This window comes from Aeromonas sp. FDAARGOS 1405 (genome assembly GCF_019048265.1).
In the GTDB taxonomy this organism is placed as follows: domain Bacteria; phylum Pseudomonadota; class Gammaproteobacteria; order Enterobacterales; family Aeromonadaceae; genus Aeromonas; species Aeromonas veronii_A.
Genome location: NZ_CP077311.1, coordinates 3,872,418 through 3,896,218 on the forward strand (window position 1 = coordinate 3,872,418; position 23,801 = coordinate 3,896,218).

At 58.2% G+C, this 23,801-nt stretch carries 17 protein-coding genes; 8 read left to right on the forward strand and 9 right to left on the reverse strand.

The genetic code is table 11. The annotated features are described in order from the left end of the window. Positions 1–10: 10 nt before the first annotated feature. Complete coding sequence (locus tag I6L35_RS17745) at positions 11–1,396, forward strand: DASS family sodium-coupled anion symporter (RefSeq protein WP_216978914.1); 1,386 nt, start codon at positions 11–13, stop codon at positions 1,394–1,396. Positions 1,397–1,762: 366 nt separating this feature from the next. Here I6L35_RS17745 and I6L35_RS17750 read toward each other — a convergent pair whose 3' ends face one another. Both I6L35_RS17750 and I6L35_RS17755 read right to left on the reverse strand, forming a co-directional pair. Beyond that, the gene (locus I6L35_RS17750; protein WP_216978915.1) at positions 1,763–4,237 is read right to left on the reverse strand and encodes a glycogen/starch/alpha-glucan phosphorylase; all 2,475 of its coding nucleotides are present in this window, start codon (positions 4,235–4,237) and stop codon (positions 1,763–1,765) included. A gap of 375 nt (positions 4,238–4,612) precedes the next feature. Next, positions 4,613–4,810, reverse strand: a complete 198-nt coding sequence (locus tag I6L35_RS17755) for a DUF4250 domain-containing protein (protein WP_005333612.1) — start codon at positions 4,808–4,810, stop codon at positions 4,613–4,615. Between the two features lie 230 nt (positions 4,811–5,040). On the opposite strand from I6L35_RS17755, the gene I6L35_RS17760 reads away from it, so the two are divergent. Together I6L35_RS17760 and I6L35_RS17765 are read left to right on the forward strand one after the other, a co-directional pair. Next, complete coding sequence (locus I6L35_RS17760) at positions 5,041–5,526, forward strand: cell division inhibitor (protein WP_216978916.1); 486 nt, start codon at positions 5,041–5,043, stop codon at positions 5,524–5,526. Positions 5,527–5,938: 412 nt separating this feature from the next. Then, positions 5,939–6,373, forward strand: a complete 435-nt coding sequence (locus I6L35_RS17765) for a YcgN family cysteine cluster protein (RefSeq protein ID WP_005361134.1) — start codon at positions 5,939–5,941, stop codon at positions 6,371–6,373. Positions 6,374–6,919: 546 nt separating this feature from the next. Here the strand turns inward: I6L35_RS17765 and pflB are convergent. The 4 genes from pflB to I6L35_RS17785 form a co-directional block, all read right to left on the reverse strand. Next, the gene (gene pflB, locus I6L35_RS17770) at positions 6,920–9,202 is read right to left on the reverse strand and encodes a formate C-acetyltransferase (RefSeq protein WP_005346160.1); all 2,283 of its coding nucleotides are present in this window, start codon (positions 9,200–9,202) and stop codon (positions 6,920–6,922) included. A gap of 46 nt (positions 9,203–9,248) precedes the next feature. Beyond that, the gene (focA, locus tag I6L35_RS17775) at positions 9,249–10,097 is read right to left on the reverse strand and encodes a formate transporter FocA (protein WP_041210327.1); all 849 of its coding nucleotides are present in this window, start codon (positions 10,095–10,097) and stop codon (positions 9,249–9,251) included. A gap of 392 nt (positions 10,098–10,489) precedes the next feature. Beyond that, positions 10,490–12,250 (reverse strand): 30S ribosomal protein S12 methylthiotransferase accessory factor YcaO, encoded by a 1,761-nt coding sequence (gene ycaO / locus I6L35_RS17780; protein ID WP_216978917.1) that lies wholly within the window; start codon positions 12,248–12,250, stop codon positions 10,490–10,492. Between the two features lie 201 nt (positions 12,251–12,451). Continuing rightward, positions 12,452–13,885 carry a glycoside hydrolase family 1 protein gene (locus I6L35_RS17785; RefSeq protein ID WP_216978918.1) on the reverse strand — a complete coding sequence of 478 codons (1,434 nt, stop codon included), beginning with the start codon at positions 13,883–13,885 and terminating at the stop codon, positions 12,452–12,454. A gap of 157 nt (positions 13,886–14,042) precedes the next feature. Here I6L35_RS17785 and I6L35_RS17790 point away from each other — a divergent pair, with 157 nt between their 5' ends. Beyond that, entirely contained in the window at positions 14,043–14,906 is an 864-nt protein-coding gene (locus tag I6L35_RS17790; RefSeq protein WP_216978919.1) for a LysR family transcriptional regulator, read from the forward strand. Between the two features lie 36 nt (positions 14,907–14,942). Here the strand turns inward: I6L35_RS17790 and I6L35_RS17795 are convergent, their stop codons facing one another. Together I6L35_RS17795 and metE are read right to left on the reverse strand one after the other, a co-directional pair. Then, complete coding sequence (locus I6L35_RS17795) at positions 14,943–15,692, reverse strand: ABC transporter substrate-binding protein (protein ID WP_120414108.1); 750 nt, start codon at positions 15,690–15,692, stop codon at positions 14,943–14,945. Between the two features lie 175 nt (positions 15,693–15,867). Further along, entirely contained in the window at positions 15,868–18,132 is a 2,265-nt protein-coding gene (gene metE, locus I6L35_RS17800) for a 5-methyltetrahydropteroyltriglutamate--homocysteine S-methyltransferase (protein ID WP_216978920.1), read from the reverse strand. A 274-nt stretch (positions 18,133–18,406) separates the two neighbouring features. Between metE and I6L35_RS17805 the strand changes: the two genes are divergently transcribed. Next, a complete protein-coding gene (locus I6L35_RS17805; RefSeq protein ID WP_216978921.1) occupies positions 18,407–19,312 on the forward strand; it encodes a LysR substrate-binding domain-containing protein in 906 nt (301 codons plus the stop codon). A 7-nt stretch (positions 19,313–19,319) separates the two neighbouring features. Here I6L35_RS17805 and I6L35_RS17810 read toward each other — a convergent pair whose 3' ends face one another. Then, positions 19,320–20,201 (reverse strand): LysR family transcriptional regulator, encoded by an 882-nt coding sequence (locus I6L35_RS17810; protein WP_216978922.1) that lies wholly within the window; start codon positions 20,199–20,201, stop codon positions 19,320–19,322. 101 nt (positions 20,202–20,302) lie between these two features. Between I6L35_RS17810 and I6L35_RS17815 the strand changes: the two genes are divergently transcribed. The 3 genes from I6L35_RS17815 (at position 20,303) to I6L35_RS17825 (ending at position 23,721) form a co-directional block, all read left to right on the forward strand. Continuing rightward, complete coding sequence (locus I6L35_RS17815) at positions 20,303–20,941, forward strand: NAD(P)-dependent oxidoreductase (protein ID WP_216978923.1); 639 nt, start codon at positions 20,303–20,305, stop codon at positions 20,939–20,941. Positions 20,942–21,386: 445 nt separating this feature from the next. Further along, on the forward strand, positions 21,387–22,424 hold the full coding sequence (locus I6L35_RS17820; protein ID WP_216978924.1) for an isopenicillin N synthase family oxygenase: 1,038 nt from the start codon (positions 21,387–21,389) through the stop codon (positions 22,422–22,424). A 133-nt stretch (positions 22,425–22,557) separates the two neighbouring features. Further along, positions 22,558–23,721: a PLP-dependent aspartate aminotransferase family protein gene (locus tag I6L35_RS17825; protein WP_216977532.1), complete on the forward strand. Its 1,164-nt coding sequence runs from the start codon at positions 22,558–22,560 to the stop codon at positions 23,719–23,721. Positions 23,722–23,801: the final 80 nt, after the last annotated feature.

The window sequence follows — 23,801 nt, forward strand, 5'->3', positions numbered from 1 at the left end:
AGAGAACGATATGCACACATCGGCTGTACCCGCTACTCCATCTCGTTGGCTGGATATCAAGACCGGGATCGTGATCCTGGATCTGCTCCTGCTATGCATCATGCTCGCTTGGCTCCCTTTTGATCCTATGGTCAACAAGGGGCTGGGCATTCTGGTCTTTATAGCTATTCTCTGGCTGACCGAAGCGGTCAACATCACTATCACCGCGATCTCCATCCCGGTACTTGCCACCCTGCTCGGGGTGTTTGATATGAGCAAGTCGTTGACCGACTTCGCAAACCCGGTGTTGTTCCTCTTCTTTGGCGGTTTTGCCCTGGCGGCAGCGCTATCCAAACAGGGGCTAGACACCCAGATTGCCGGTAAGGTGATGCAGCTCGCCAAGGGACACCTCGGCTGGGCTGCCATCGTACTCTTCAGTATTACTGCGGCACTCTCCATGTGGATCAGCAATACCGCTACCGCCGCCATGATGATGCCGCTGGCCCTTGGCATGCTCAAAGGTCTCGACATTCACAAGGAGCGCCGCACACTGGTCTTCGTATTGCTTGGTGTTGCCTACAGCGCCAGTATTGGCGGCATCGGCACCCTGGTAGGCAGCCCGCCCAATGCCATTGCGGCCGCCCAGATGGGGCTGGGCTTCACTGACTGGCTGAAATTTGGCATTCCTGTTGTCCTCATCTTCATGCCAGTAGGCATCGGGCTGCTCTATCTGGTAACCCGCCCCAACCTCTCACATCAGGTCAGCACCGAGCGAGTGACCATAGAGTGGACCGGCCAACGCAAGGTGACCATGCTGATATTTCTGACCACAGTGCTGTTGTGGATTGGCTCCCAGCCTATTGCCCAGGCGCTGGGAGGAATACCTCAATTTGATACACTGATCGCCATGGGAGCCATCATCGCCATCGCCGTCAGCCGGGTGGCCAGCTGGGATGACATCAACCAGAACACCGACTGGGGAGTACTGATGCTGTTTGGTGGCGGCTTGACCCTGAGCGCCATCCTTAAGCAGACTGGGGCCAACGCCTTCCTGGCGGAGCACCTATCCAACGGTCTGGCCACCATGCCGATCTTCGTCATCCTGCTCTGTCTTGCCACCTTCGTGGTGTTCCTGACCGAGCTGGTATCCAACACCGCTACCGCCGCTCTGCTGGTTCCACTGTTTGCCGGAGTCGCAGAGGCACTGGGAGTCTCTCCCATTGTCGTATCCGTGCTGATCGCTGTCGGTGCCTCCTGCGCTTTCATGCTGCCAGTGGCTACCCCGCCCAACGCCATTGTCTTCGCCAGCGGCCATATCCAGCAGCGTGAAATGATGCGGGCCGGCCTGGTGCTGAACCTGGTCTTCACCGTCATTTTGACCCTGCTTGCCTATTTTATGGGCGACATACTGCATTGATGGCTGGTGGCTCGCTCGCCGGGCTCCTCAATCAACACCAGGTTCCAACAAAGCCCCGTATCATCGGGGCTTTCTCTTTTCCTGCACCCCAACGGCCATCTGTCACATCCCTGACCATCGTCAGCTTGTGCCATGCGACAGCAGCGAGAGTACACATGATGATGACTTCAGACTTATGAGCGATACGGGTGCCATGAGATGAGGTGTTCCCGGGAAAGGCTGGTAATAACGACATTAAAATAATATGTGATGCCCTGTACATCTATCACAGATGATCAAGCTTTTTGCAAATGGTGTACAAATATTTACGAATCCAAGCAGCTATAAAAAAACCCCGCATAGCGGGGTTCTCATATTAAGAGGTGATCAACCGATGTTGCAGGGTTTCAGCTTCCAGATACGATCCACATAGTCCTGGATGGAACGGTCTGAGTTGAACTTACCCATGGTGGCCGAGTTGATGATAGCCTTCTTCGCCCACAGTGCCGGATCCCGATACCAGGTATCGATCAGCTTGTGTGCATCCGAGTAGGACTGGAAGTCCGCCAAGGTCAGGTAAGGGTCTCCCCCTTCCAGCAAAGAGCGCTTGATGGAGGCCAGCTCACCCGGACGACCCGGCGTGAAGTAGTCGGTATCAAACCAGTCCAGCACGGCCTTGAGCTCGGAGTTGGCATAGTAGAAGTCGTACGGATTATAACCGCGCGCCTTCAGCGACTTCACTTCGTCCACGTTCAGACCGAAGATGGCACAGTTTTCGGCCCCCGCCTCTTCGGCGATCTCGATGTTGGCTCCATCCAGCGTCCCGATGGTGATTGCACCGTTGAGTGCCATCTTCATGTTGCCGGTACCGGATGCTTCGTAACCAGCAGTAGAGATCTGCTCGGAGACATCTGCCGCCGGGATCAACTTCTCGGCCAGACTCACGCGGTAGTTCGGCATGAACACCACTTTCAGCTTGCCCTGGATACGAGCATCGTTGTTGACCCGATCCGCCAGCTTGTTGATGGCATAGATGATGTCTTTGGCCAGCTTGTAACCGGGCGCCGCTTTGGAGCCGAAGATAAACACACGCGGATGCATGTCATAGTCCGGGTTGGCCAGCAGACGACGATAGAGTGCCATGATGTGAATAAGGTTCAGTTGCTGGCGCTTGTACTCGTGCAGACGCTTGATCTGAACGTCAAAGATCGCCTCGGCACTGACATCGATACCGGTTTCGTCTTTGATGACCTTGACCAGCTTCTCTTTGTTATGACGTTTGATGGTCATGAACTGCTGCTGGAACGCCTTGTCGTCGGCAAATTTCACCACGCCACGCAGTTTGTCCAGTTGCAGCGGCCACTCCTTGCCCACCACTTCGTTGTAGAGACCCGCCAGCTCCGGGTTGCAGGCCAGCAGCCAGCGACGCGGGGTTACCCCGTTGGTCACGTTGCACATTTTTTCCGGCCACAGCTCGGCATACTCGGGGAAGAGATCTTCCTTCACCAGCTTGGAGTGGATCTCGGCCACACCGTTCACCTTGGACGAACCGATCACGCACAGGTTGCCCATGCGAACCTTGCGCACGGCCCCCTCTTCGATGATGGAGAGCTTGGCCTTGATGGCGTCGTTGCCCGGCCACTTGGGCTCCACCAACTCGTTCAGGAAGCGGGCGTTGATCTCGTAAATCACCTCCAGATGGCGAGGCAGTACTTTCTCGAACAGGCTGACCGACCACTTCTCCAGCGCTTCCGGCAGCAGAGTGTGGTTGGTATAAGAGAAGACCTGATAGCAGATGGCCCAAGCGGCATCCCAGTTCAGATCTTCCTCGTCAACCAGTACCCGCATCAGTTCCGGGATGGCGACAGTCGGGTGAGTATCGTTGAGCTGAATGGCAATTTGCGCGGCAAAGTTGCTGAAGTCGGCGCCATGCACCCGCTTGTAGCGGCGCATGATGTCCTTGATGGAGCAAGCACAGAAGAAGTACTGCTGGATCAGACGCAGCTCTTTACCGGCATCGGTCTCATCGTTCGGATAGAGTACCTTGGATATGGTCTCGGCCTGGGCTTTCTCAGCCTGGGAGTCGATGTAACCACCGGCGTTGAATACGTCCCAGTCGAAAAACTCGGAGGCGCGGGATTCCCACAAACGCAGGATGTTGACGGTGTGACCGCCAAAACCGACCACCGGAATATCCCAAGGCACCCCTTTAATCTTGCGACCGGCGTGCCACACCTTCTTCAGGCCGCCATTGTCACCAAACACGGTCTCGACGTAGCCATAGAGCGGCACTTCTTGCACCGACTCGGGACGGCAGATCTCCCAGGGGTTGCCATATTCACGCCAGGAGTCTGGGCGCTCAATCTGGCGACCATCCTGAATTTCCTGACGGAACAGACCGTGTTCGTAGTGGATACCGTAACCAACCGCCGGATAGTTCAGGGTGGCCAGCGAGTCGATAAAGCAGGCAGCCAGACGACCCAGGCCGCCGTTGCCAAGTGCCATATCCGGCTCTTGTTCGCACAGGTCGGTCAGTTCCAGGCCGAGTTCGCCCAGCGCCTCTTCGCAAGTCTTGTAGAGGGAGAGGTTGTGCAGGTTGTTGGAGGTCAATCTTCCCATCAGGAATTCAGCAGAGAGGTAGTGAATCGCACGAGTATCTTTCTTGAAATGAGTCTGCTGAGTGCGGGTCAGGCGCTCGTACACCTGTTCATTGACGGCCGCCGCAGTGGCTTTCCACCACGCTTCGGGAGAGGCTTTCTGTTCGCTTGTTCCCAAGGTAGAACGCAGGTGACGCACGATACTCGCCTTGAGCTGATCTTTATCCAGTTGGAGATCCTGGTCTGTCTTCTTCTTGGTAGCCATAAACCATATTCCTTCGTTACAAATAAAATTGTTATCCCGCTTGCGGGACCGGCGCTGTTGTTATCTCAAAATATGTACCGGCGTGAGAATACTAACTAAAGCGGCAGAATTAAAAGTTAACGCAAGTCACACTTTAACCGATAAAAACAGCCTGAAAAGCTTGAAAACCCTTTCCTTAAATTGATCGCACAAAAACAAACATTCCCTTTATTATCATAAGCTTAATGAAAAAATAAAAATATTCTGGCATGAATAGGTTTTCAGAGATTGCCAAGCCTTGAAAATCCCTGAAAATAGGCAGCAAGACGGCACATTGAAACCGGTTTCAATGTGCCTGAAAAATTACCGTATAAATATGAAGCAATCATTGCATCCTTAAAGATGTGCTTTGAACTGATTGCTCAATGGATCGTAATGGTACCCAATCTGATCCAGACGCCCTGCCAACTGCTCTTCACTCATATCGTAATAGGCCAGCAACTCCTCCAACCCGTCACACTCAAGCCTTAGCTTCTCATTGATGATGCCCAGCAAGATGTTGGCATCAAGACGTTGCAAGGTACTGATATCCATGGCGGCACCTCCTGTAAATGACCTGTATAACCATGGGCGGTTACGCAAGGTTTGTCCATAGTACGAAAAACACCCAGCCAGTTTTATATTAAATAACTTTTAAAAACATAGTCTTACTAACGTCACATGCTAACACCATCACATTTTTCAGCAAAAACACCTTGTCACTGCCACAGGATATGACTACTGTATGCACATACAGCTTGGATATTCATACAGGAACCCCATATATGAACCAGCCCCTGCACTCACTGCCCTTTGCGATGAATCGTGTCATGAGCAAGCCCTGGCCAACCAGAACCGCCTGCAAAGCGGAGTTGGCTCATGATGGTGTGACTATCCAGTCTGATGATCAGTTTCTGAGCGAACTGAGCAAGTTAGGTGACTCTCATACCGGCTGGATCTTGTTGATCGCCCCGCCGGGACGCCCCACAGTCAGCCGTCTGGAAGAGCGAGGTATCGATCCCAAGAGAGTGCTGGTGGTACATAGCCCCAAAATCAAGAACTGGCAGCAAACCCTAGAGCGCAGTCTGGGCAATGGTCACTGCGCCGCCGTATTTACCTGGCTACCCGAGCAGATCGAGCTGGATCACGTCAAGCTGCAGCGACTGGGACAGCAATCTGGCGTACTCACCCGCTTCTTTGGCGCAAAACGGACTAACCTCGGCACACCTCTGCTGGCTTATTCAGAGCAAGATATCTATCTCAATCATTAAGACAAAAAACGAACGCCTACGCAGGCTCTCCCGCGGGTCGCAGTGACAGAAGGGCGCAAACAATATGTGACCAGCGGCTTTATTTGAAAGACAAGCTTGCAACAGCCTGACGGTAGGCATCGGAGATCATTTGACCCTGCTTGCTGCAAGCAGACAAACATCAAAAGATGTAACGGATAAAGAAGCAGAAAATAAAACCTGAACTGGACAATCATGCAGCCCAAGTATTCAAACCTGCGGGACTTCCTGCCCACCAGCGAACCCGTTTGAGCAATATGATGAGGCTGAAAGTCATTGCATTCATTTGAGCTGATCACGACAATTTGCCCACCGGAGTGACCCTCTCCTTGAAATACCGGGTAACAAGGGGTATAACCACGCGTTTTATCAGGTGTAATAAGTGAGCGGTATGATGCAAGCCCCCTTTTGGCAGACCAAGAGTCTGCAGCAGATGACTGAATCCGAATGGGAATCCCTCTGCGATGGTTGCGGAAAATGCTGCCTCAACAAGCTGATCGATGAAGATACCGACGAACTGGTTTTCACCAATGTCGCCTGCAATTTGCTTAACACCAAGACCTGTCAGTGCTCTGATTACGCCAATCGTTTCAAAAAAGAGCCTGACTGTCTGCAGATCACCCATGACAAGATCACCGAATATGACTGGCTCCCCTCAACCTGCGCATATCGCCTGCTGTCTGAAGGTGACGCTCTTCCAGAATGGCATCCTCTGCTGACCGGCAGTCGTTCCGCGATGCATCAGGCTGGTCAATCCGTCCGTGGCAAAGTCATTCACGAGGATCAGGCGGGTGAATGGATCGATCACATCATCACCTGGGCCAGCTGACACGCTCAACCCGCTATTCTCCAAAGACAAGGGCTGCACAATGTGCAGCCCTTGTTGTTTCTGCAAGCAGGGTTTGTAGCTTCACACATATCTGGCTGGCTAAACCAGACCACCTCCAAGCTGCGCATTGAGAGAGATAGAGGCAGAGGCAGAGGCAGAGGCAGAGGCAGAGGCAGAGGCAGAGGCAGAGGCAGAGAATGATTCCATAGTCACAGGCTTATGGGTATTGCTTGATACCCGCGATGGCGCCTCTGTTCACCCCTTAAACCTGATCAGCTGTTCCACGAGCCATAGCAACACTGATGCAATGGCAGGCAGAGCAACCGCCTATCCCCTTAGAGCGCGAATAAAGCATAATCGCATTACAGACGGGGCCCAGGTCAATCCTGGTGAGCCCCTCCCCTTGATCCTCTTCAAATCCCCAGTAACAACTGTTGTGGTTGCGATGGAACTGGGGGGCGATTCACAGGGGATGATTACTCCCCCTGAATCGCACGCATAAAAAAACCGGCGCCTTGGCGCCGGTTTTTGCTCACTATGTCTCGATTACAGAGAAGCAGTGAAGGTACGGGTGATGACGTCTTGCTGTTGCTCTTTGGTCAAAGAGTTGAAGCGAACGGCATAACCGGATACGCGGATGGTCAACTGCGGATATTTCTCCGGGTTTTCCATGGCGTCCAGCAGCATTTCACGGTTCATCACGTTAACGTTCAGGTGCTGACCACCCTCTACGTTGGATTCGTGGTGGAAGTAACCGTCCATCAGGCCAGCCAGGTTGGCTTTCTGGGCTTCCATATCTTTACCCAGTGCGTTCGGAACGATGGAGAAGGTATAGGAGATACCATCTTTAGCGTAAGCGAACGGCAGCTTGGCTACGGAAGTCAGGGAAGCAACAGCACCCTTCTGGTCACGACCGTGCATCGGGTTGGCACCCGGGCCGAACGGAGCACCAGCACGACGGCCATCCGGGGTGTTACCGGTCTTCTTGCCATATACCACGTTGGAGGTGATGGTCAGAACAGACTGGGTAGCAACAGCACCACGGTAGGTGTTCAGCTTCTGAATCTTCTTCATGAAGCGCTCAACCAGGTCACAGGCGATATCATCGACGCGAGCGTCGTTGTTACCGAACTGCGGGTATTCGCCTTCGATTTCGAAGTCGATGGCAACGCCATCTTCGTCACGAATCGGCTTGACCTTGGCGTACTTGATGGCAGACAGGGAGTCAGCGGCTACAGACAGACCAGCGATACCACACGCCATGGTGCGATATACGTCACGGTCGTGCAGCGCCATCAGAGAGGCTTCGTAGCTGTACTTGTCGTGCATGTAGTGGATGATGTTCAGCGCAGCAACGTATTGCTTGGCCAGCCAATCCATGAAGTGGTCCAGACGATCCATTACGTCGTTGTAGTCGAGGTACTCGGACTTGACCATCTCGGTTTTCGGACCGACCTGGATCTTGAGCTTCTCGTCCATACCACCGTTGATTGCATACAGCATGGTCTTGGCCAGGTTGGCACGAGCACCGAAGAACTGCATCTGCTTGCCAACGATCATCGGGGATACACAGCAAGCGATGGCGTAGTCATCGTTGTTGAAATCCGGACGCATCAGATCGTCGTTCTCGTACTGAACGGAAGAGGTCTCGATGGATACCTTGGCACAGTACTTCTTGAAACCGACCGGCAGCTTCTCGGACCACAGGATGGTCAGGTTCGGCTCAGGGGACGGGCCCATGGTGTACAGGGTGTTCAGCATACGGAAGCTGTTCTTGGTGACCAGAGTACGGCCATCAACGCCCATACCAGCCAGGGTCTCGGTCGCCCACATCGGGTCGCCGGAGAACAGTGAATCGTATTCCGGAGTACGCAGGAAGCGAACCATACGCAGCTTCATGACCATGTGGTCCATCAGCTCCTGGGCTTCTTGCTCGGTGATCAGGCCTTTCTGCAGGTCACGCTCGATGTAGATATCCAGGAAGCTGGAAGTACGACCGAAGGACATGGCCGCGCCGTTCTGGGACTTGACTGCCGCCAGGTAAGCGAAGTAGGTCCACTGAACTGCTTCACGGGCATTGGTAGCCGGTACGGAGATATCGCAACCATACTTGGCAGCCATCACCTTCATCTGAGCCAGGGCACGGTGCTGCTCGGAGATCTCTTCGCGCAGACGGATAGTGGCTTCCAAGTTGACGCCGTTTTCCAGGTCAGCTTGCAGGGACTTGAACTGTGCCAGTTTGTCGGCCATCAGGAAGTCAACACCGTACAGGGCAACACGACGGTAGTCACCGATGATACGGCCACGGCCGTAGGCATCCGGCAGACCGGTGATAACACCAGACTTGCGGCAGTTCAGGATGTCTTTGGTGTAAACATCAAACACACCCTGGTTGTGAGTCTTGCGGTACTCGGTGAAGATCTTCTCGACCATCGGGTCCAGTTGACGACCGTACACTTCGCAAGAAGTTTTAACCATCTTGATACCGCCGTTGGCGATGATGGCGCGCTTCAGCGGCTTGTCGGTCTGCAGACCTACGATCTTCTCGAGGCTCTGATCGATGTAACCGGCATCGTGTGCGGTAATGGTGGAGGGCAGGTCAGTATCAAAATCGACCGGCGCGTGAGTGCGGTTCTCGATCTTGATCCCTTCCATGACCTTGTCCCACAGCTTGGTGGTCGCTTCGGTCGCGCCAGCCAGGAAGGACTCGTCACCTTCATACGGGGTGTAGTTCTTCTGGATGAAGTCACGGGTGTTGACAGAGGTCTGCCATTCACCGGCCGCGAAGCCTTCCCATGCTTTTTGGAACTGTTCGTTAAGTTCTGCCATTTTTCATTACCTCACACGGTATTGATGTAGTATCCCGCGATCATCCTTAATGATGACGACGGAAGATAAACCAGTAAGTCAGACCAACCATCACGCCACCACCGATGATATTGCCGATGGTCACGGGGATGAGGTTGTGTAGGACGAAGTTGGATACGGTCAGGTCAGCAAAGGTTGCCGGATCCTGGCCGATGGCCTGCCAAAATTCCGGGCCAGCCACGCTGTGGATAGCGATACCAACCGGAATCATAAACATGTTTGCGATGCTGTGCTCGAAACCTGATGCAACGAACATGGCAACCGGCAGCAGCATGACGACTACCTTGTCAGTCGCGCTGCGGGCACCAAAGGCCATCCAGGCAGCAAGACATACCATCAGGTTACAAAGGATACCCAGCGCCACCGCTTCGAAGAAGGTGTGGTGAATTTTGTGTTGGGCCACTTTCAGGGCATTCAGACCCCACTGGCCGTCCGCTGCCGTGTACTCGGCAGAAACGATGATCAGCGCCACCATCAGCAGACCGCCAATCAGGTTGCCGAAGTAGACCAGCCCCCAGTTCTTGAGCAGCTGGGCCCAGCTTATCCGGTTGGCCGCTTTGGCTACCAGCGTCAGGGTGGTGGAGGTGAACAGCTCGGCACCGAGCAGTACGCAGAGAATAAGTCCGAGAGAGAAGCAGAGACCGCCAACCAGCTTGGCCATACCCCAAGGCATGGAACCGGTTCCGGTAGTCACTGTAATGTAGAAGATAAATGCGATGGCGATGAAAGCGCCTGCGGTAATGGCCAGTGGAATGACCTTGTATGCCGGCTTGGTAGCCTTGGCGTAGGTGATGTCTTCAGCCAGTGCAGCGATGGCTTCGGGCTTGAGACAATCGAATGGGGATTCAGCTTTCAATTATGATCTACCTGAATGTTTTGCCTGTTGAAATCATAACAAAGGGCCAAATGGCCAAAATTGACATCGATCAAATTTATCAGTGTGCGATTGTAATTTTACTACAAATATTTGAGCCGCATGGCTGCGCCAGTTTACACCAGGTTTCAGCTGAAACAGAAGTGTTGGATTTTTAATATAATGATTTTAAAGAATTTATAGTTCGCCACATAAACCATGCATTGGCAAGATATCTTTGCAGTTCCCAAGCATGCCCCCTGCCCTGCCTGCAACCCCCTTAGAGGTATTTTTTGTTTTTTATTTCATCTTTGAATAACAACGACATCGCTTATCTGCATCAAACAGAAGGGGCCAACCGGCCCCTCCTTTACTCACACATTGTCAATGTATCTTTATGACCACTGATGGGCGCGCTTGGCCTTTTGCAGCTTCTCGTAAGCCGCCAGCAGCTTCTGGTGCAGCGGGAATTGGGCAAGCGACAAGTCGGCCGCCTCCAGCCCGTGGAAACGCGCTTCGCCACTGGCGTTGGCCCAGGCCTGTGCCAGCGTCTCCTCACCATACATACGGGTAAAGACGCCACGATACTGCTCGGGGTCGCGCTCCTCGTCGAGGAAAAGCTCGACGCAGGCGCGCAGGGCACGATAGTAGCTGGCACGCTCGGCAGTAAACACCGACTGGTTGAACTCCATGGTCCAGTCGATGAGATCCAGCGCCGTATCCAGCTCACCGGCGGCCAGCGCCAGCATGGCTTTCAGCTCGCCAACGCGCAGGGTATGCAGCGCGGTACCCTTGGCGGCAGCGATGCCCAGCAGCTCGCGTACACGGGTACGCTCGTCGTGCCCCTCTTCATCCAGCTGGTCGAACAACGCCATGTACTGCTCGGCATCCCAATCAAGTGATGGCAGCGCCAGGATCACTTCGCGCAGGTTGGCGCCCATGTTGTTGTTGGCCAGCAGCAGATCTTCAGCCGGATAGATGTCGGACATGCCGGGCACCAGAATGCGGCAGGCGTAGACGCCCAAGTGCTCGTAATCGGCGATATAGACCGGCTGCTCCAGCTCGTGGAAGATGCCGATCAGATGGTCGAACTCCTCCTGCGAGGTGCCGCGGAAATCCCAATCAGCAAACTCGAAGTCCGCCTCTTCCTTGAACAGATCCCAGCTGATAAGGCCGGAAGAGTCGATGAAGTGGGTCTCGAGGTTGTGGTGATCCGCCACCTGCTCGTTGTCGAATGAGGGCGGCACAAACACGTCGAGATCTTTGAGGCCACGGCCCTGCAGCAACTCGGTCACGGTACGTTCGAAGGCCACTTCAAAGCGCGGATGGGCACCGAAGGAGGCAAAGCAGGTGCCGTTGCTCGGGTTGAGCAGCACCACACAGATAACCGGATAGCGGCCGCCCAGAGACGCATCGAAGCTGTAAATCGGGAAACCTTCCGCTTCCAGCGCCGCGATGGAGGCGGCAATCCCCGGATAACGGGCAATCACTTCGCTCGGGATCTGCGGCAGGCTCAGTGCCTCGGCGATGATCCTGTTCTTCACATGGCGCTCGAATACCTCGGAGAGCGCCTGGGTGCGCGCTTCGGTCTTGGTGTTGCCGGCGCTCATACCGTTGGAGACATAGAGGTTGCCGATGATGTTCATCGGGATGTAGACAGTCTCGTGATCGGACTGGCGCTCGAACGGCAGGGCGACGATGCCGCGCTCCTCGTTGCCAGATTGCAGATCCACCAGCATCTCGGCGGTCACTTCACCATCCGGGTTGTAGAACTTGCGGGTGAAGCTGTCGAGCAGACCAGCTGGCAGTTGATCCCCTTCGATGGGGAACCACTTCTCGTTCGGGTAGTGAACGAAATCGCCGTTGGCTACCTGCTCGCCCAGATAGAAGTCGGCAAAGAAGTAGTTGGTGGAGAGACGCTCGAAATACTCACCCAGAGCGGAGGCAAGTGCCGCCTTCTTGCTGGCACCCTTGCCGTTGGTAAAGCAGAGGGAGCACTCCTTGTCCCGGATGTGCACCGACCAGACGTTCGGCACGGGGTTGAGCCAAGAGGCCTCTTCGATATCAAAGCCAAGGGCTTGCAGTTTGGTCTGGAAGCGTTCGATGGAATCTTCCAGCGCTGCGTCCTTGCCGGGAATAAAAGTGTGGTCAGTCATCACGATATCCTGATTTTTATTGGCTCATGTTTGGCCGCAGATAATAGCAGGGGTCGCCGGCTTTGGCAGGACAAAAATCAGCAAACGCCAAGCAATGCGCCCCACTTCCAGCCCCCTCTCCTCTCTCGGCCAAAGATGACAACCAAAGCAAACGGGCCCGGGGATTGCCCGGGCCCGCTTGTTACGCAATGCGATACATCGTCAGAGCTGCTTGCCCTGGCTGGCGATCACCTGGCTGTACCAGTGGAAACTCGCCTTCTTGATCCGGCGAAGGGAGCCCCCCTGCTCGTCACGCTCCACATAGACGAAGCCGTAACGCTTCTGGTAGCCGTTGAGCCAGCTCAGGATGTCGGTGAACGACCAGGCGCAGTAGCCGAGCAGTTCCACCCCATCCTGCATCGCCTCCTGGCACGCCTTGACGTGGCTGCGCAGATAATCGATGCGGTACTCATCGTTCACCTTGTCGCCCGCCTCCAGCTTGTCGAACTCGCCAAGGCCGTTCTCGGTGATCATCAGCGGCAAACCGTAACGGGAAGAGAGGCGACGCAGCGCGATGCGCATCCCGGTCGGGTCGATGGCCCAGTCCCAGTTGCTGGTCTCAAGGTGCGGATTGGGCGCCGTCTTGTAGAGGCCGGGAATACCGCTGGACGGCGTGGTGCCCTTCTTGCCGGTGGTGTTGATCCGCTGCAGGGTCTGACCGCCCAAGGGGTTATCGGTGTAGGTCAGGGTGTAGTAGTAGTTGACGCCAATGTAGTCGGGCGTCCCTTCGCGCAGCAACTCCATATCGCCCGGCAGGATCTCGGGCGCCTCACCGTTTTCCTGCAAGTAAGCGAGCGCCGCCTGCGGATAGCGGCCAAAGCAGTAGGCGTCCAGCCACCAGAGGTTGTTGAACTCCTCGGCGTTCTCATAGGCCAGCATATCTTTCGGATCGCACGACGCCGGATAGGCAGGGGAGTAGGCAAAGCTCGGGCCGATGAGGCCGTTCGGCACATGCTGGCGAAACGCCTTGATCACCCGGGCATTGGCCAGAAACGCGATATGGTTGGCGACGAAGAAGCGCTTGCGGTCCTGCACTGCGGGCGGATGGGTGCCGAGCTGATAGGCGTTGGTCAGGTTGTAGTTCTGCTCGTTAAGCGACACCCAGTATTTCACCTTGCCGGCAAAGCGCTGATAGAGGGTTACGCAGTAGCGCTCGAAATCCTCGATTATGCGTCGGTCTTCCCAGCCGCCGTACTCATCTTGCAGCGCCTGCGGCAGATCCCAGTGATAAAGGGTCAGCACCGGTTCGATCTGGTGAGCCAAGAGGGTGTCGATCAGCTTCTCGTAGAAGGCCAGTCCCGCCTCGTTCACCTCCCCCCGACCGGTGGGGTAGATGCGCGGCCAGCTCACCGAGAAGCGGTAGGCCTTGAGCCCCATCTCGGCCATCAGCGCCACGTCCTCTTCCATGCGGTGGTAGTGATCGACCGCCACATCACCGTTGCTCCCCTCAAAGGTCTTGCCCGGCAGCTTGGTGAAGAGATCCCACACCGAGGGCCCCTTGCCATCGGCATTCCAGCCCCCCTCCACCTGATAGGCTGCGGAGGCGGCGCCCCACAGAAAATCGCTCGGGAAGTCGTTGAACTTGTGGTGATGCATCTGGTGTTGCTCCTTCTGCGGCGGTGGTCCTGGCCACCTAGATTGCGCCGGCTGGCGGCACCCAATTGAATTGGCAATAGCATCGAACAGTTCTAGAATTCCGTCCAATGACAAATATGACCACTCAACATTCCTAACAGGAATGAAAGGAGCCGCTGTGGAGCTACGGGACCTGAAAGCCTTTGTCACTCTGGGGGAGGTACTGCACTTCGGCCAGGCGGCGGTGCGCCAGCATGTCACCCAGTCGGCACTGAGCAAGCAGATAAGGCGGCTGGAGGAGGAGCTCGGCGGCGAATTGTTCGAGCGCAACGCCAGCACCACCCGCCTCACCGGACTGGGCAGGGCACTGTATGAGGATGCCAGCGCTGTGGTCATCCAGAGCGAGCAGCTCTCGCGCACCGCCCGCGACGTGCTGGCGGGCAATGTCGGCACCCTGCGCATCGGCTTTGGCGTGGCCACCAAAATCCTGGTGCCCGCCGCCATTGCCCGTTTTCGCGCCGAGCGGCCGCAAGTGACTATCGAGCTCAACGATCTCTCCACCCACCACCAGCTGCTGGCGCTCAGTGAAGGCAAGCTGGATCTCGGTTTTTGCCGCCTGCCCGCCCCCAAGGGGTGGCACGCCCTGCCGGTGGTCGAAGCCCACTTTGTCGCCGTACTACCCGCCAGCTACCGCGATGTGAGGGAGTTGGCGGATCTGGTGGACAAGCCGCTGGCGATCCTCCGTCGGGACAAGGCCCCGTCGTTTTACGATCACCTGATGAACTATCTGGCCCAGAGCGGGCTGCGTTTTCGCGATATCCAGTACGTCAACGACTTTGCCGCTGGCGTCGCCACCGCGGCAGCCGAGATCGCCTGGACCCTGGTCCCCTCCTCCACCACCATAGAGCACCCGGATGTGCTCACCCTCCCCTTGAGAGACGGGGAAGCCTGTTGGACCATTGGCCTTATCCGTCCGCCCCACAGCAAGGGGCCCTTGATCGATGCCTTCTGGGCAACCATCGCCGATATGACGCCAAGATAGACACGCCCTTGGCAAACCGCAGATGGCGGCAACGCATCAACGATAGCGTTCGACGATACGCGCCAACTCGCCGCTTTGTCGCAGCTGTTGCAGGGCACGGTTGAACTCGGTTATCCGGGTATTGAAGCGGGAGTGCTTGCCGATGCAGAGATTGAACGGGGTAGAGGCAAGCTGCAGCGGCACCTCGACCACCTGCCCGGACAATCCCAGCTGGTTGAGTTTGAAACGTGCCACCAGTGGGTCGGTCACCATCAGGTCCCCCCGACCCGCCGCCAGCATTTTGAAAACATTATCGACATTGATGGTGTGATGAACGGTGAAGCCCGCCAGGTTCTCCTTGCCCCAGCCGTTACCGAAATAGTCGAGAAAGGTAAGTGATTTGAAGTCGCTCAAGCGGCTGGCACGCTGAAAATCGCTCATCCGGGGGTGGCCAAGCCGGGTAAATACCGTCAAAACCGTCGTGGTAACGGGCTCCTCCACCACCAATGTGTAAGAGCGGCGCTCCCGGGTGGCGATGGTGACAAAGCCATCGGCCTGCGCCATCCGCACCAGTTTTTGCGCCCGTTGCCACGGATAACCTTCATGGCGCACCCGCAGCCCCATCTGCGCTGCCACCCGATCCATCACGTCTATCATCAGCCCGCGCATCCTGCCCTGTTCGTCACGCCACGAATATGGGGCAAAGTCGTCAAAGTAGACCATCTTCAACTCGGCCGCTGGTGCCGCCCATGCACTCTGCCACATCAGCAATCCCCACAGGATTGCGCTCCCCAGACTGACTCTCATGGCCGCGACTCCATCCACTTCTGCCAACTCTGAGCCTAGTGCAAAGCGGGCTGCGGCAAGGTTCAGGATCCAGTGGAAAAGTGGCCAACGAAAAAAGAGAGAGGAAGCAATGGCTTCCCCTCTCTCGTTCGTTTGTCAGCACGCCACCTTACCGATAGAGGTCACGACTTGCCGGTTACGCCAGCTCGGCCCGCAGTGCCTTGGTGGCATCGACCATCACCTTGAGGGCGGCCTCGGTCTCTTCCCAGCCGCGGGTCTTGAGGCCGCAATCCGGGTTGACCCAAAGTCGCTCGGCCGGGATCTGTTTGGCCGCCTTGCGCAGCAACCCCTCAATCCAGCTCTGGCTCGGCACGTTTGGCGAATGGATATCGTAGACGCCCGGGCCAATCTCGTTGGGGTAGTTGAAGCGCTCGAACGCTTCGAGCAGCTGCATCTGGCTGCGGCTGGTCTCGATGGTGATCACATCCGCATCCAGCGCCGCCACCGCCTCGATGATGAGGTTGAAGTCGCTGTAACACATGTGAGTGTGGATCTGGGTGCTGTCCGCCACCGGACTGGCACTCAGACGGAAGGCCCGCACCGCCCAGTCGAGATAAGCCTGATGATCCTGCTTGCGCAGGGGCAAGCCTTCACGGATCGCCGGTTCGTCGATCTGGATGATCTTGATGCCGGCGGCTTCCAGATCTGCCACCTCGTCGCGAATGGCCAGCCCGATTTGCAGGGCGGACTGGTCCCGGCTCACATCTTCCCGCGGGAAGGACCAGCAGAGGATGGTCACGGGGCCGGTCAGCATCCCCTTGACCGGCTTGTCAGTCAGGCTCTGGGCAAACTTTGTCCACGCCAGGGTCATGGGGGTCGGGCGGTCAATGTCGCGGGTGATCACCGGCGGCTTGACGCAGCGGGAGCCATAGCTCTGTACCCAGCCGAAGCGGGTGATGGCAAAGCCATCCAGCAGCTCACCGAAATACTCCACCATGTCGTTGCGCTCGGCCTCGCCATGTACCAGCACGTCCAGCCCGATGGCCTCCTGACGCGCGATGGCATCGCGGATCTCCGCCTTAATGCCCGCCTCGTAGGCGCGGTTATCGATGCGACCGGCGCGCCAATCCTGCCGCAATACCCGGATCTGCGAGGTCTGCGGGAAGGAGCCGATGGTGGTGGTGGGCAGCAGCGGCAGCTTGAGATCCGAGCGCTGCAGCTCGGCCCTGATCGGATAGGGGCTGTGGCGATCAAAATCGCCGTTGGTGAGGCTGGCGAGCCGTGACTGCACCGCTTTTTTGTGCACCCGGCTGTCAGACTCCCGATCGACGATGGGCTGGCTGTAGGCGGTAATTTTGTCGAGCTCGCCCCCATCCAGATACTCTCTGAGCAGTCCCAGCTCGAAGCATTTTTGCAGGGCGAAGGCGAACCAGCTGCGGGTCTGGGGATCCAGCTCCTGCTCCAGGGTCAAATCCACCGGGCTGTGCAGCAATGAGCAGGATGAGGCCACCCAGAGCCGCTCGCCGAGTCTGGCTTTCAGTGCCTTCAGAGTCGGCGCCAGCTTGGCCAGGTTGGCACGCCAGACGTTGCGGCCGTTGATCACCCCGGCGGAGATGACCCACTGGGCCGGCAGATGCGGCACCAGGGTCTCCAGCTGTTCGGGGGCGGCCACCAGATCCAGATGCAGGCCATCCACCTTGAGGCTGGTGATGATGTCGCGCTGATGGGCCACCGAGCCGAAATAGGTGGTGAGCAGCAGCTTGCAGGGGCCCGCGAGGCGAGCGTAGGCGTTGAGGTAGGCGAGGCGCCACTCGTCCGGCAGGTCCAGCGTCAGCGCCGGTTCGTCGATCTGCACCCACTCCACCCCTTGTGCAGCCAGTTTCGCCAGGATCTCCTGATAGACGATCAGCAGGCGATCGAGCAGTTCAAGGCGCGAGAAGCCGCTCTCTTTTTCCTTGCCAAGCCACAGATAAGAGACTGGCCCCAGCAGCACCGCCTTGACCGGCAGCCCCAGCACCTTGGCCTCTTCCACCTCGTCAAACAGCTGGCTCCAGCCCAGTTTGAAACGCTGATCACGGCTGAATTCCGGCACCAGATAGTGATAGTTGGTGTTGAACCATTTGGTCATCTCGGCGGCGGCCGCCGCCGGGCCGGTCGGTGCACGGCCGCGGGCCACCCGGAACAGGGTGTCGAGATCGGTCTCGCCATGACGGTGACGGGCAGGCACCGCATCCACCAGCAGACTGGTGCCGAGCACCTGATCGTACCAAGCGAAGTCGCCCACCGGCAGCAGATTGACCCCGGCGGCATGCTGGGCTTGCCAGTGGCGTTCACGCAGCGTCTTGCCCACGGCAACGAGTTCGGCCTGAGTGGTCTCGCCACGCCAGTAGGATTCGAGGGCAAATTTCAGCTCGCGCTTGGCGCCGATACGGGGGAAGCCCAGGGTGTGTGCTCGTGTCATAGGTTCATTTCCTTATGCTCATTCATCTGATGGGAAACTGGATGATTTAGCCATCCAGATGTTTACACATCCAAAATGACAAGATAAGGTGACGCTGGCTATTGAATCCTCTTCAAGTGGCTCTCAAATAATTCTCAACTGACCGCCAGTCAGGTTCACCGCGAGGATACAGAGGCCGATGTTTACAGATGCAAGAGATGCAGGAGTCTCAGAGCAGCAGGCCACCGCCGGCCGCAACCTCAGCGCCATACGCAATCTCACAAGGAGCCATCTTATGGCAGTGCCAAGCAATGCAGGGATAGAGATCAAACACTTGAAAACATTGACCGCGCTGGCCGAACAGGGCTCGCTGGCCGGTGCGGCGCTGACCCTCAACCTCACCCAGTCCGCCCTCTCCCACCAGCTCAAAGAGCTGGAGACCCGCCTCAATCTGGAGCTTTACCTGCGCAAAAGCCGTCCGCTGGTGCTGACCACAGCCGGCAGCCAGCTGCTCGCCCTCGCCCGTCAGGTACTGCCCGCTCTGGCCCAGACCGAGAAACAGCTGCAAGCCCTGCAGAGCGGCGATGCGGGCAGGCTGCATCTGGCGCTCGATTGCCACAGCTGCATCCAGTGGCTGCTCCCGCTGTTGCCGGAATTTCGCCGCCAGTGGCCAGGGGTGGATCTGGAGGTGGAGTCGGTGCCGGGTTTTGATGCCATCAATGCCCTGCTCGGCGGTCAGCTCGACCTGCTGCTCACCTCGGACGTGCAGGCCCGCGGCGATCTCCACTTCGAGCCGCTGTTTTCCTTCGATCTGACTCTGGTGATGGCGCCGGATCACCCCCTCTGCTACCAGAGCCGCATCGAGCCGGGCGATCTGGGGGCGGAGGTGCTGCTGGTCTATCCGGTGGAGCGCAGCCGCATGGATATCTTCAGCCGCTTTTTGCAACCCGCCGGGGTGGAGCCCGCCCGCTGCAAGCCGGTGGACAACACCTCGGTGATGCTGCAGATGGCCGCCGCTGGCCTGGGCGTCGCCGCCCTGCCGCGTTGGGCCAGCGACGAGTTTGTCAGACAGGGGATGCTCTGCGCCCGCCCCCTCGGCAGCGGTATTCGCCGCCATATGTACGGCGCGGTGCGGGCCGCCGATCGGGATCAAGCCTGCCTGCAGAGCCTCTTTGCTCGCATCCGGGCTACCATGGCTTGATGATGGCTCAGAGCGTTCCGAAGTAGCTGCGCAGCGCCTCCACCACCCGTCGCACCTTCTCCGGGATCTCCCGCTGCGGCGTGATGGCGTGGATCTCCATCGGTGCCACCCGAAAACCGGGCAGCAGTTCGAGCAGACGCCCCTGCGCCAGATCCTCGCCAATCTCTCCCTCCGGTTGCAGCGAAATCCCCTGCCCCGCCAGCGCAAACTGGCGCAGGGGCAACACGTTGTTGCAGAGCACCTTGGCCTTGAACCTCACCCTGTGCTCGCCCCCCTTCTCGTCAAGCAGCAGCAAACCGTTGCCCAGCATGTCGCCGCAGAGCCAGTCGTGGGTGGCCAGATCGGCGGGCGTGCGCGGCGTAACCTTGCGCGCCAGATAGGCGGGGGCGGCGCAGAGCAGCATCCGGGTCTGCCCCAGTTTGCGGGCCACCAGGGTCGAGTCAGGCAAGGTGCCGACCCGCAGCGCCACATCGATCCGCTCGGCAATCAGATCCCGCTTCTCGTCGTCGGCGATGATCTGGATGGTGAGGCCGGGATGGGCCTGCAACAGCGGCGAGAGGGCCAGAGCCAACGGCTGGCCCGCCATCCCCACCGGGGCGGTGATCCGCACTTCCCCGAGCAGGGCGTCGCGCACCTCCGAGAGGCGCAGCTCGGTCTCGCTCAGAGTCTGCTGCAACGCCCGACACCCTTGCCACACCACCTCTCCCGCCTCGGTCAGACTGAGACGACGGGTGGAGCGATGGAGCAGGGGCAGTCCGAGCAGGCTCTCCAGCTGGCTGATATGCTGACTGACGGCGGAGGGTGTCATGCCAAGGGATTTGGCCGCCCCTGTCATGCTGCCCGCTTCCACCACGGCGGCGAAGATGGCGTAACGTCTGAGCTGTTCCATTATTAAATCCAGCTTATAAGTGAATGCATTTTTGAGGTGATTATTAAATCATAAATGGCGGCGTAGGATAGCCCCATTCCAACAGTGAAGGAGAGTTCCCCATGAAGATTGCCCTGATCGGTGCCAGCGGTTTTGTCGGTTCAGCCATCCTGAACGAGGCCGTCAGCCGCGGCCATCACGTCACCGCCATCGTCCGCGATGTCAGCAAGGTGGCCGCCCATCCGCAGGTCACCGCAGTGGCGGTGGATGCCCAAAACCCGCAGGCATTGGCCGAGGTGATCAAGGGGCACGATCGGGTGATCAGCGCCTACAACCCGGGCTGGACCACACCGGATATCTACGACCAGTACCTCAAGGGTGCCAACGCGATTGTCGCAGCAGCCAAAGCGGCCAACAGCTGGCTGCTGGTAGTAGGTGGCGCCGGCAGTCTGGAGGTCGCCCCCGGCGTACAACTGGTGGATACCCCGGAGTTTCCGGCCGAGTGGAAACAGGGGGCGCTGGCGGCCCGCGACGGTCTCACCGCCCTGCGTCGTGAAACCGCCCTCGACTGGCGCTTTGTCTCTCCTCCGGTGTTCCTGGAGCCGGGTGAGAAGCGCGGCGGCTATCGGATTGGTGGCGATCAGGTGCTCTTTAGTGGCGAACAGCCTGCCGGGATCACCGCCGGTGATCTGGCCGACGGCGTGCTGAACGAGGCGGAAAAACCGGCTCACCTGCGCCAGCGCTTTACCCTGGGTTACTGAGAGCCTGCAACCGGTTAAGGCCAGAATGCGCGGTCACTTGCCTGAGCACCCGGTCAGGTGAACACCCGCTCAAACAGAAGGGAGGCATCCGCCTCCCTTCTGTTTTGGCCATTTTCTGTTTTGTTCATTTTTACCGCGGGCAGCTTGCCTCTGGTTATCACTCTCCTTCCCATCATTTCCCATTCCGCCCTTAATGGCTGCGCAAAAAGCAGCCACCCCATTACACACCGAATTCCATTTCGAATTTTGTATATAACTAAGAATAATTTGTTGTTTCCGTCTTATAACACCGAACAGTAGCATCCCCTTCATTCCAGATGGCGCCACACCGCTGCGCATACCGCCACACTGTCGCGCCATCCCGTTTGCCGCTCATCAGACCTGCCCGCACCAGAGGCAGCAGAAGAGATGGCGCTAGAGATAACGAAAGAGTGAGGAGGTGCACATGGAACATTCACCACTGCCGATCATCGATCTGGCTGCCCTCAACGGGGCACCCGACCTGCGTCGCCCTATGCTGGCCCGGCTGGCCGCGGCCGCCCGCGACGTCGGCTTTTTCTATCTGACAGGGCATGGCCTGAGTGACGCCGAGCAACGAGAGACTCTGGCGCTGGCAGAGCGCTTCTTTGCCCTGCCGGAGCAGGAGAAGCTGGCGGTGCAGATGGTCAACAGCCCCCACTTTCGCGGCTACAACCGGGTCGGTGCCGAGCTGACCCGAGCGCGGCCGGATCTGCGGGAGCAGTTCGATATCATGAATGAGGCGCAAGCCCTGCCTGCGGCCCTGATCCGTGAACCATGGCAGCGGCTGATCGGCCCCAACCAGTGGCCGACCGCCCTGCCAGAGATGAAAGCCCATCTGCTGGCGTGGCAGGATCGGCTGAGCGACATCACCCTCACCCTGCTGGCCGCTTTTGCCGAGGTGCTGGAGCAACCGGCCAACGTGTTTGACGACAGCATCCGCGGCGCCCCCTACCAGCACATGAAACTGATTCATTACCCGGGGCAAGAGGCGGGCGGCAGCAGTCAGGGGGTTGGCGCCCACAAGGATCCCGGCTACCTGACGCTGGTGATGCAGGACAATCATTCGGGGCTTGAGGTCGAGACGGCCGACGGCTGGATCTCCGCGCCCCCCCTGCCGGGAGCGCTGGTGGTCAATATCGGCGAGCTGCTGGAGCTGGCCTCCAACGGCTATCTCAAGGCGACCCTGCATCGGGTGGTGAGCCCGCCGTCCGGCGTATCGCGCCTCTCCTGCGCCTTCTTTATGGCGGCGCGGCTCGATGCCACCGTGCCACTGCTCAGCCTCTCCCCCGCGCTGGCAGCGCAGGCGCAAGGGCCGGAGAGTGACCCGACCAACCCGCTCTTTAATCAGGTGGGGGAGAACGTGCTGAAAGGGCGGCTGCGCTCCCACCCGGATGTGGCGGCCCGCCACTATGGGGAACCCGCTCGCCTACCGCGCACAAAGAGCGAAGCGATACTGGCCTGAACAGCGCAGAGATGCGCAGGCGGGTATATGCATAAGCCACAAGCCGCATGCACATACCCGCGCTGACAAACACAACAAGCAACGAACAACAAAACAAGTCATGGCCAGAGCCTGGCCATCACGGAGCAACACGATGAAATTCAAGACCATGAGCGTACACAGCGGCCAACGGATCGACCCCCAGACCGGCGCCCTCACCACCCCGCTCTACCAGAGCAGCACCTTCAGCTACTTCAACGCTCAAGCGGGCAAGGATCGTTTCGCAGGTCAGGCCCCTGGCTTTATCTACAGCCGCTTTGGCAACCCCACCACTGCCGAGCTGGAGCAGAAGCTGGCGGCGCTGGAAGGGGCTGACGAAGCGCTGGTGGTGGCGAGCGGCATGGCGGCGGTGAGCGCCATCATGTATGCCCTGGCCGACAGCGGCGATGAGGTGGCCTATATCGGCCCGCTCTACGGCGGCACCGATGCGTTCCTCAAGCAGACCTTCAGCCGCGCCGGTATCAAGATCACCGCTTACGAGAGCGATCGGGATCTGCTGGCCAACATCCGCCCTGCTACCAAGGTGGTACTGTTCGAAACCCTGACCAACCCCACTCTCAAGGTGGTGGATCCGCGGCTGGTGGTGGAAGCGGCCCGCAAGGTGGGCGCTATTACGGTATGTGACAACACCTTCCTCACCCCCTACCTGCTGCGTCCGCTGGAACTCGGGGTCGATGTAGTGATGCACAGCGGCACCAAATATCTGGGCGGCCACGGCGACATCATCGCCGGGGTGGTGGCGGGCTCTCACGCCCTGATGAAGTCCATCCGCACCGTGGCCCTCAAGCATATCGGCTCCCCCATCGGCCCGCAGGAGGCCTACCTGCTGCAGCGCGGGGTCAAGACCCTGCCGCTACGGATGGATGCCCACCTGCACAATGCCCAGAAAGTGGCCGAGTTTCTGGCAGCCCACCCGGCAGTGAAGAAGGTGATCTACCCGGGGCTTGCCAATCATCCGGGCCACGATGCCCTCGGCGCCTTCGCCAGCGGCTTTGGCGGCATGGTGAGCATTGAGCTGGAAGGCGGGTTTGAGCGCTGCGCTACCCTGCTCGACAACCTGCAACTGTTCGTGCAGGCGGTGAGTCTGGGGGATCTCGAGAGTCTGGCCTGCCATCCAGCCAGCACCACTCACGCCGCCATGGACGAGGCGAGCCGCCTCGCCGCCGGGGTCAATGACGACCTCATCCGCTTCAGTATCGGAGTGGAAGATGCCGACGATCTGATCGCCGATCTGGCCGCCGCGCTGGCGCAGATCTAACCGGGCGCGGTTTTTACTCCCAGACAAAACAGCGGCGAGTGAGATGCCCCAAACACAACAACGGCCCATCAAGGGCCGTT

Bases quoted from the DNA above. Each gene is read 5' to 3' on its own strand.
- I6L35_RS17745 (WP_216978914.1), top strand. From the start codon at position 11: ATGCACACATCGGCTGTACCCGCTACTCCATCTCGTTGGCTGGATATC.
- I6L35_RS17750 (WP_216978915.1), bottom strand. From the start codon at position 4,237: ATGGCTACCAAGAAGAAGACAGACCAGGATCTCCAACTGGATAAAGAT.
- I6L35_RS17755 (WP_005333612.1), bottom strand. From the start codon at position 4,810: ATGGATATCAGTACCTTGCAACGTCTTGATGCCAACATCTTGCTGGGC.
- I6L35_RS17760 (WP_216978916.1), top strand. From the start codon at position 5,041: ATGAACCAGCCCCTGCACTCACTGCCCTTTGCGATGAATCGTGTCATG.
- I6L35_RS17765 (WP_005361134.1), top strand. From the start codon at position 5,939: ATGCAAGCCCCCTTTTGGCAGACCAAGAGTCTGCAGCAGATGACTGAA.
- pflB (WP_005346160.1), bottom strand. From the start codon at position 9,202: ATGGCAGAACTTAACGAACAGTTCCAAAAAGCATGGGAAGGCTTCGCG.
- ycaO (WP_216978917.1), bottom strand. From the start codon at position 12,250: ATGACTGACCACACTTTTATTCCCGGCAAGGACGCAGCGCTGGAAGAT.
- I6L35_RS17785 (WP_216978918.1), bottom strand. From the start codon at position 13,885: ATGCATCACCACAAGTTCAACGACTTCCCGAGCGATTTTCTGTGGGGC.
- I6L35_RS17795 (WP_120414108.1), bottom strand. From the start codon at position 15,692: ATGAGAGTCAGTCTGGGGAGCGCAATCCTGTGGGGATTGCTGATGTGG.
- metE (WP_216978920.1), bottom strand. From the start codon at position 18,132: ATGACACGAGCACACACCCTGGGCTTCCCCCGTATCGGCGCCAAGCGC.
- I6L35_RS17805 (WP_216978921.1), top strand. From the start codon at position 18,407: ATGGCAGTGCCAAGCAATGCAGGGATAGAGATCAAACACTTGAAAACA.
- I6L35_RS17810 (WP_216978922.1), bottom strand. From the start codon at position 20,201: ATGGAACAGCTCAGACGTTACGCCATCTTCGCCGCCGTGGTGGAAGCG.
- I6L35_RS17815 (WP_216978923.1), top strand. From the start codon at position 20,303: ATGAAGATTGCCCTGATCGGTGCCAGCGGTTTTGTCGGTTCAGCCATC.
- I6L35_RS17820 (WP_216978924.1), top strand. From the start codon at position 21,387: ATGGAACATTCACCACTGCCGATCATCGATCTGGCTGCCCTCAACGGG.
- I6L35_RS17825 (WP_216977532.1), top strand. From the start codon at position 22,558: ATGAAATTCAAGACCATGAGCGTACACAGCGGCCAACGGATCGACCCC.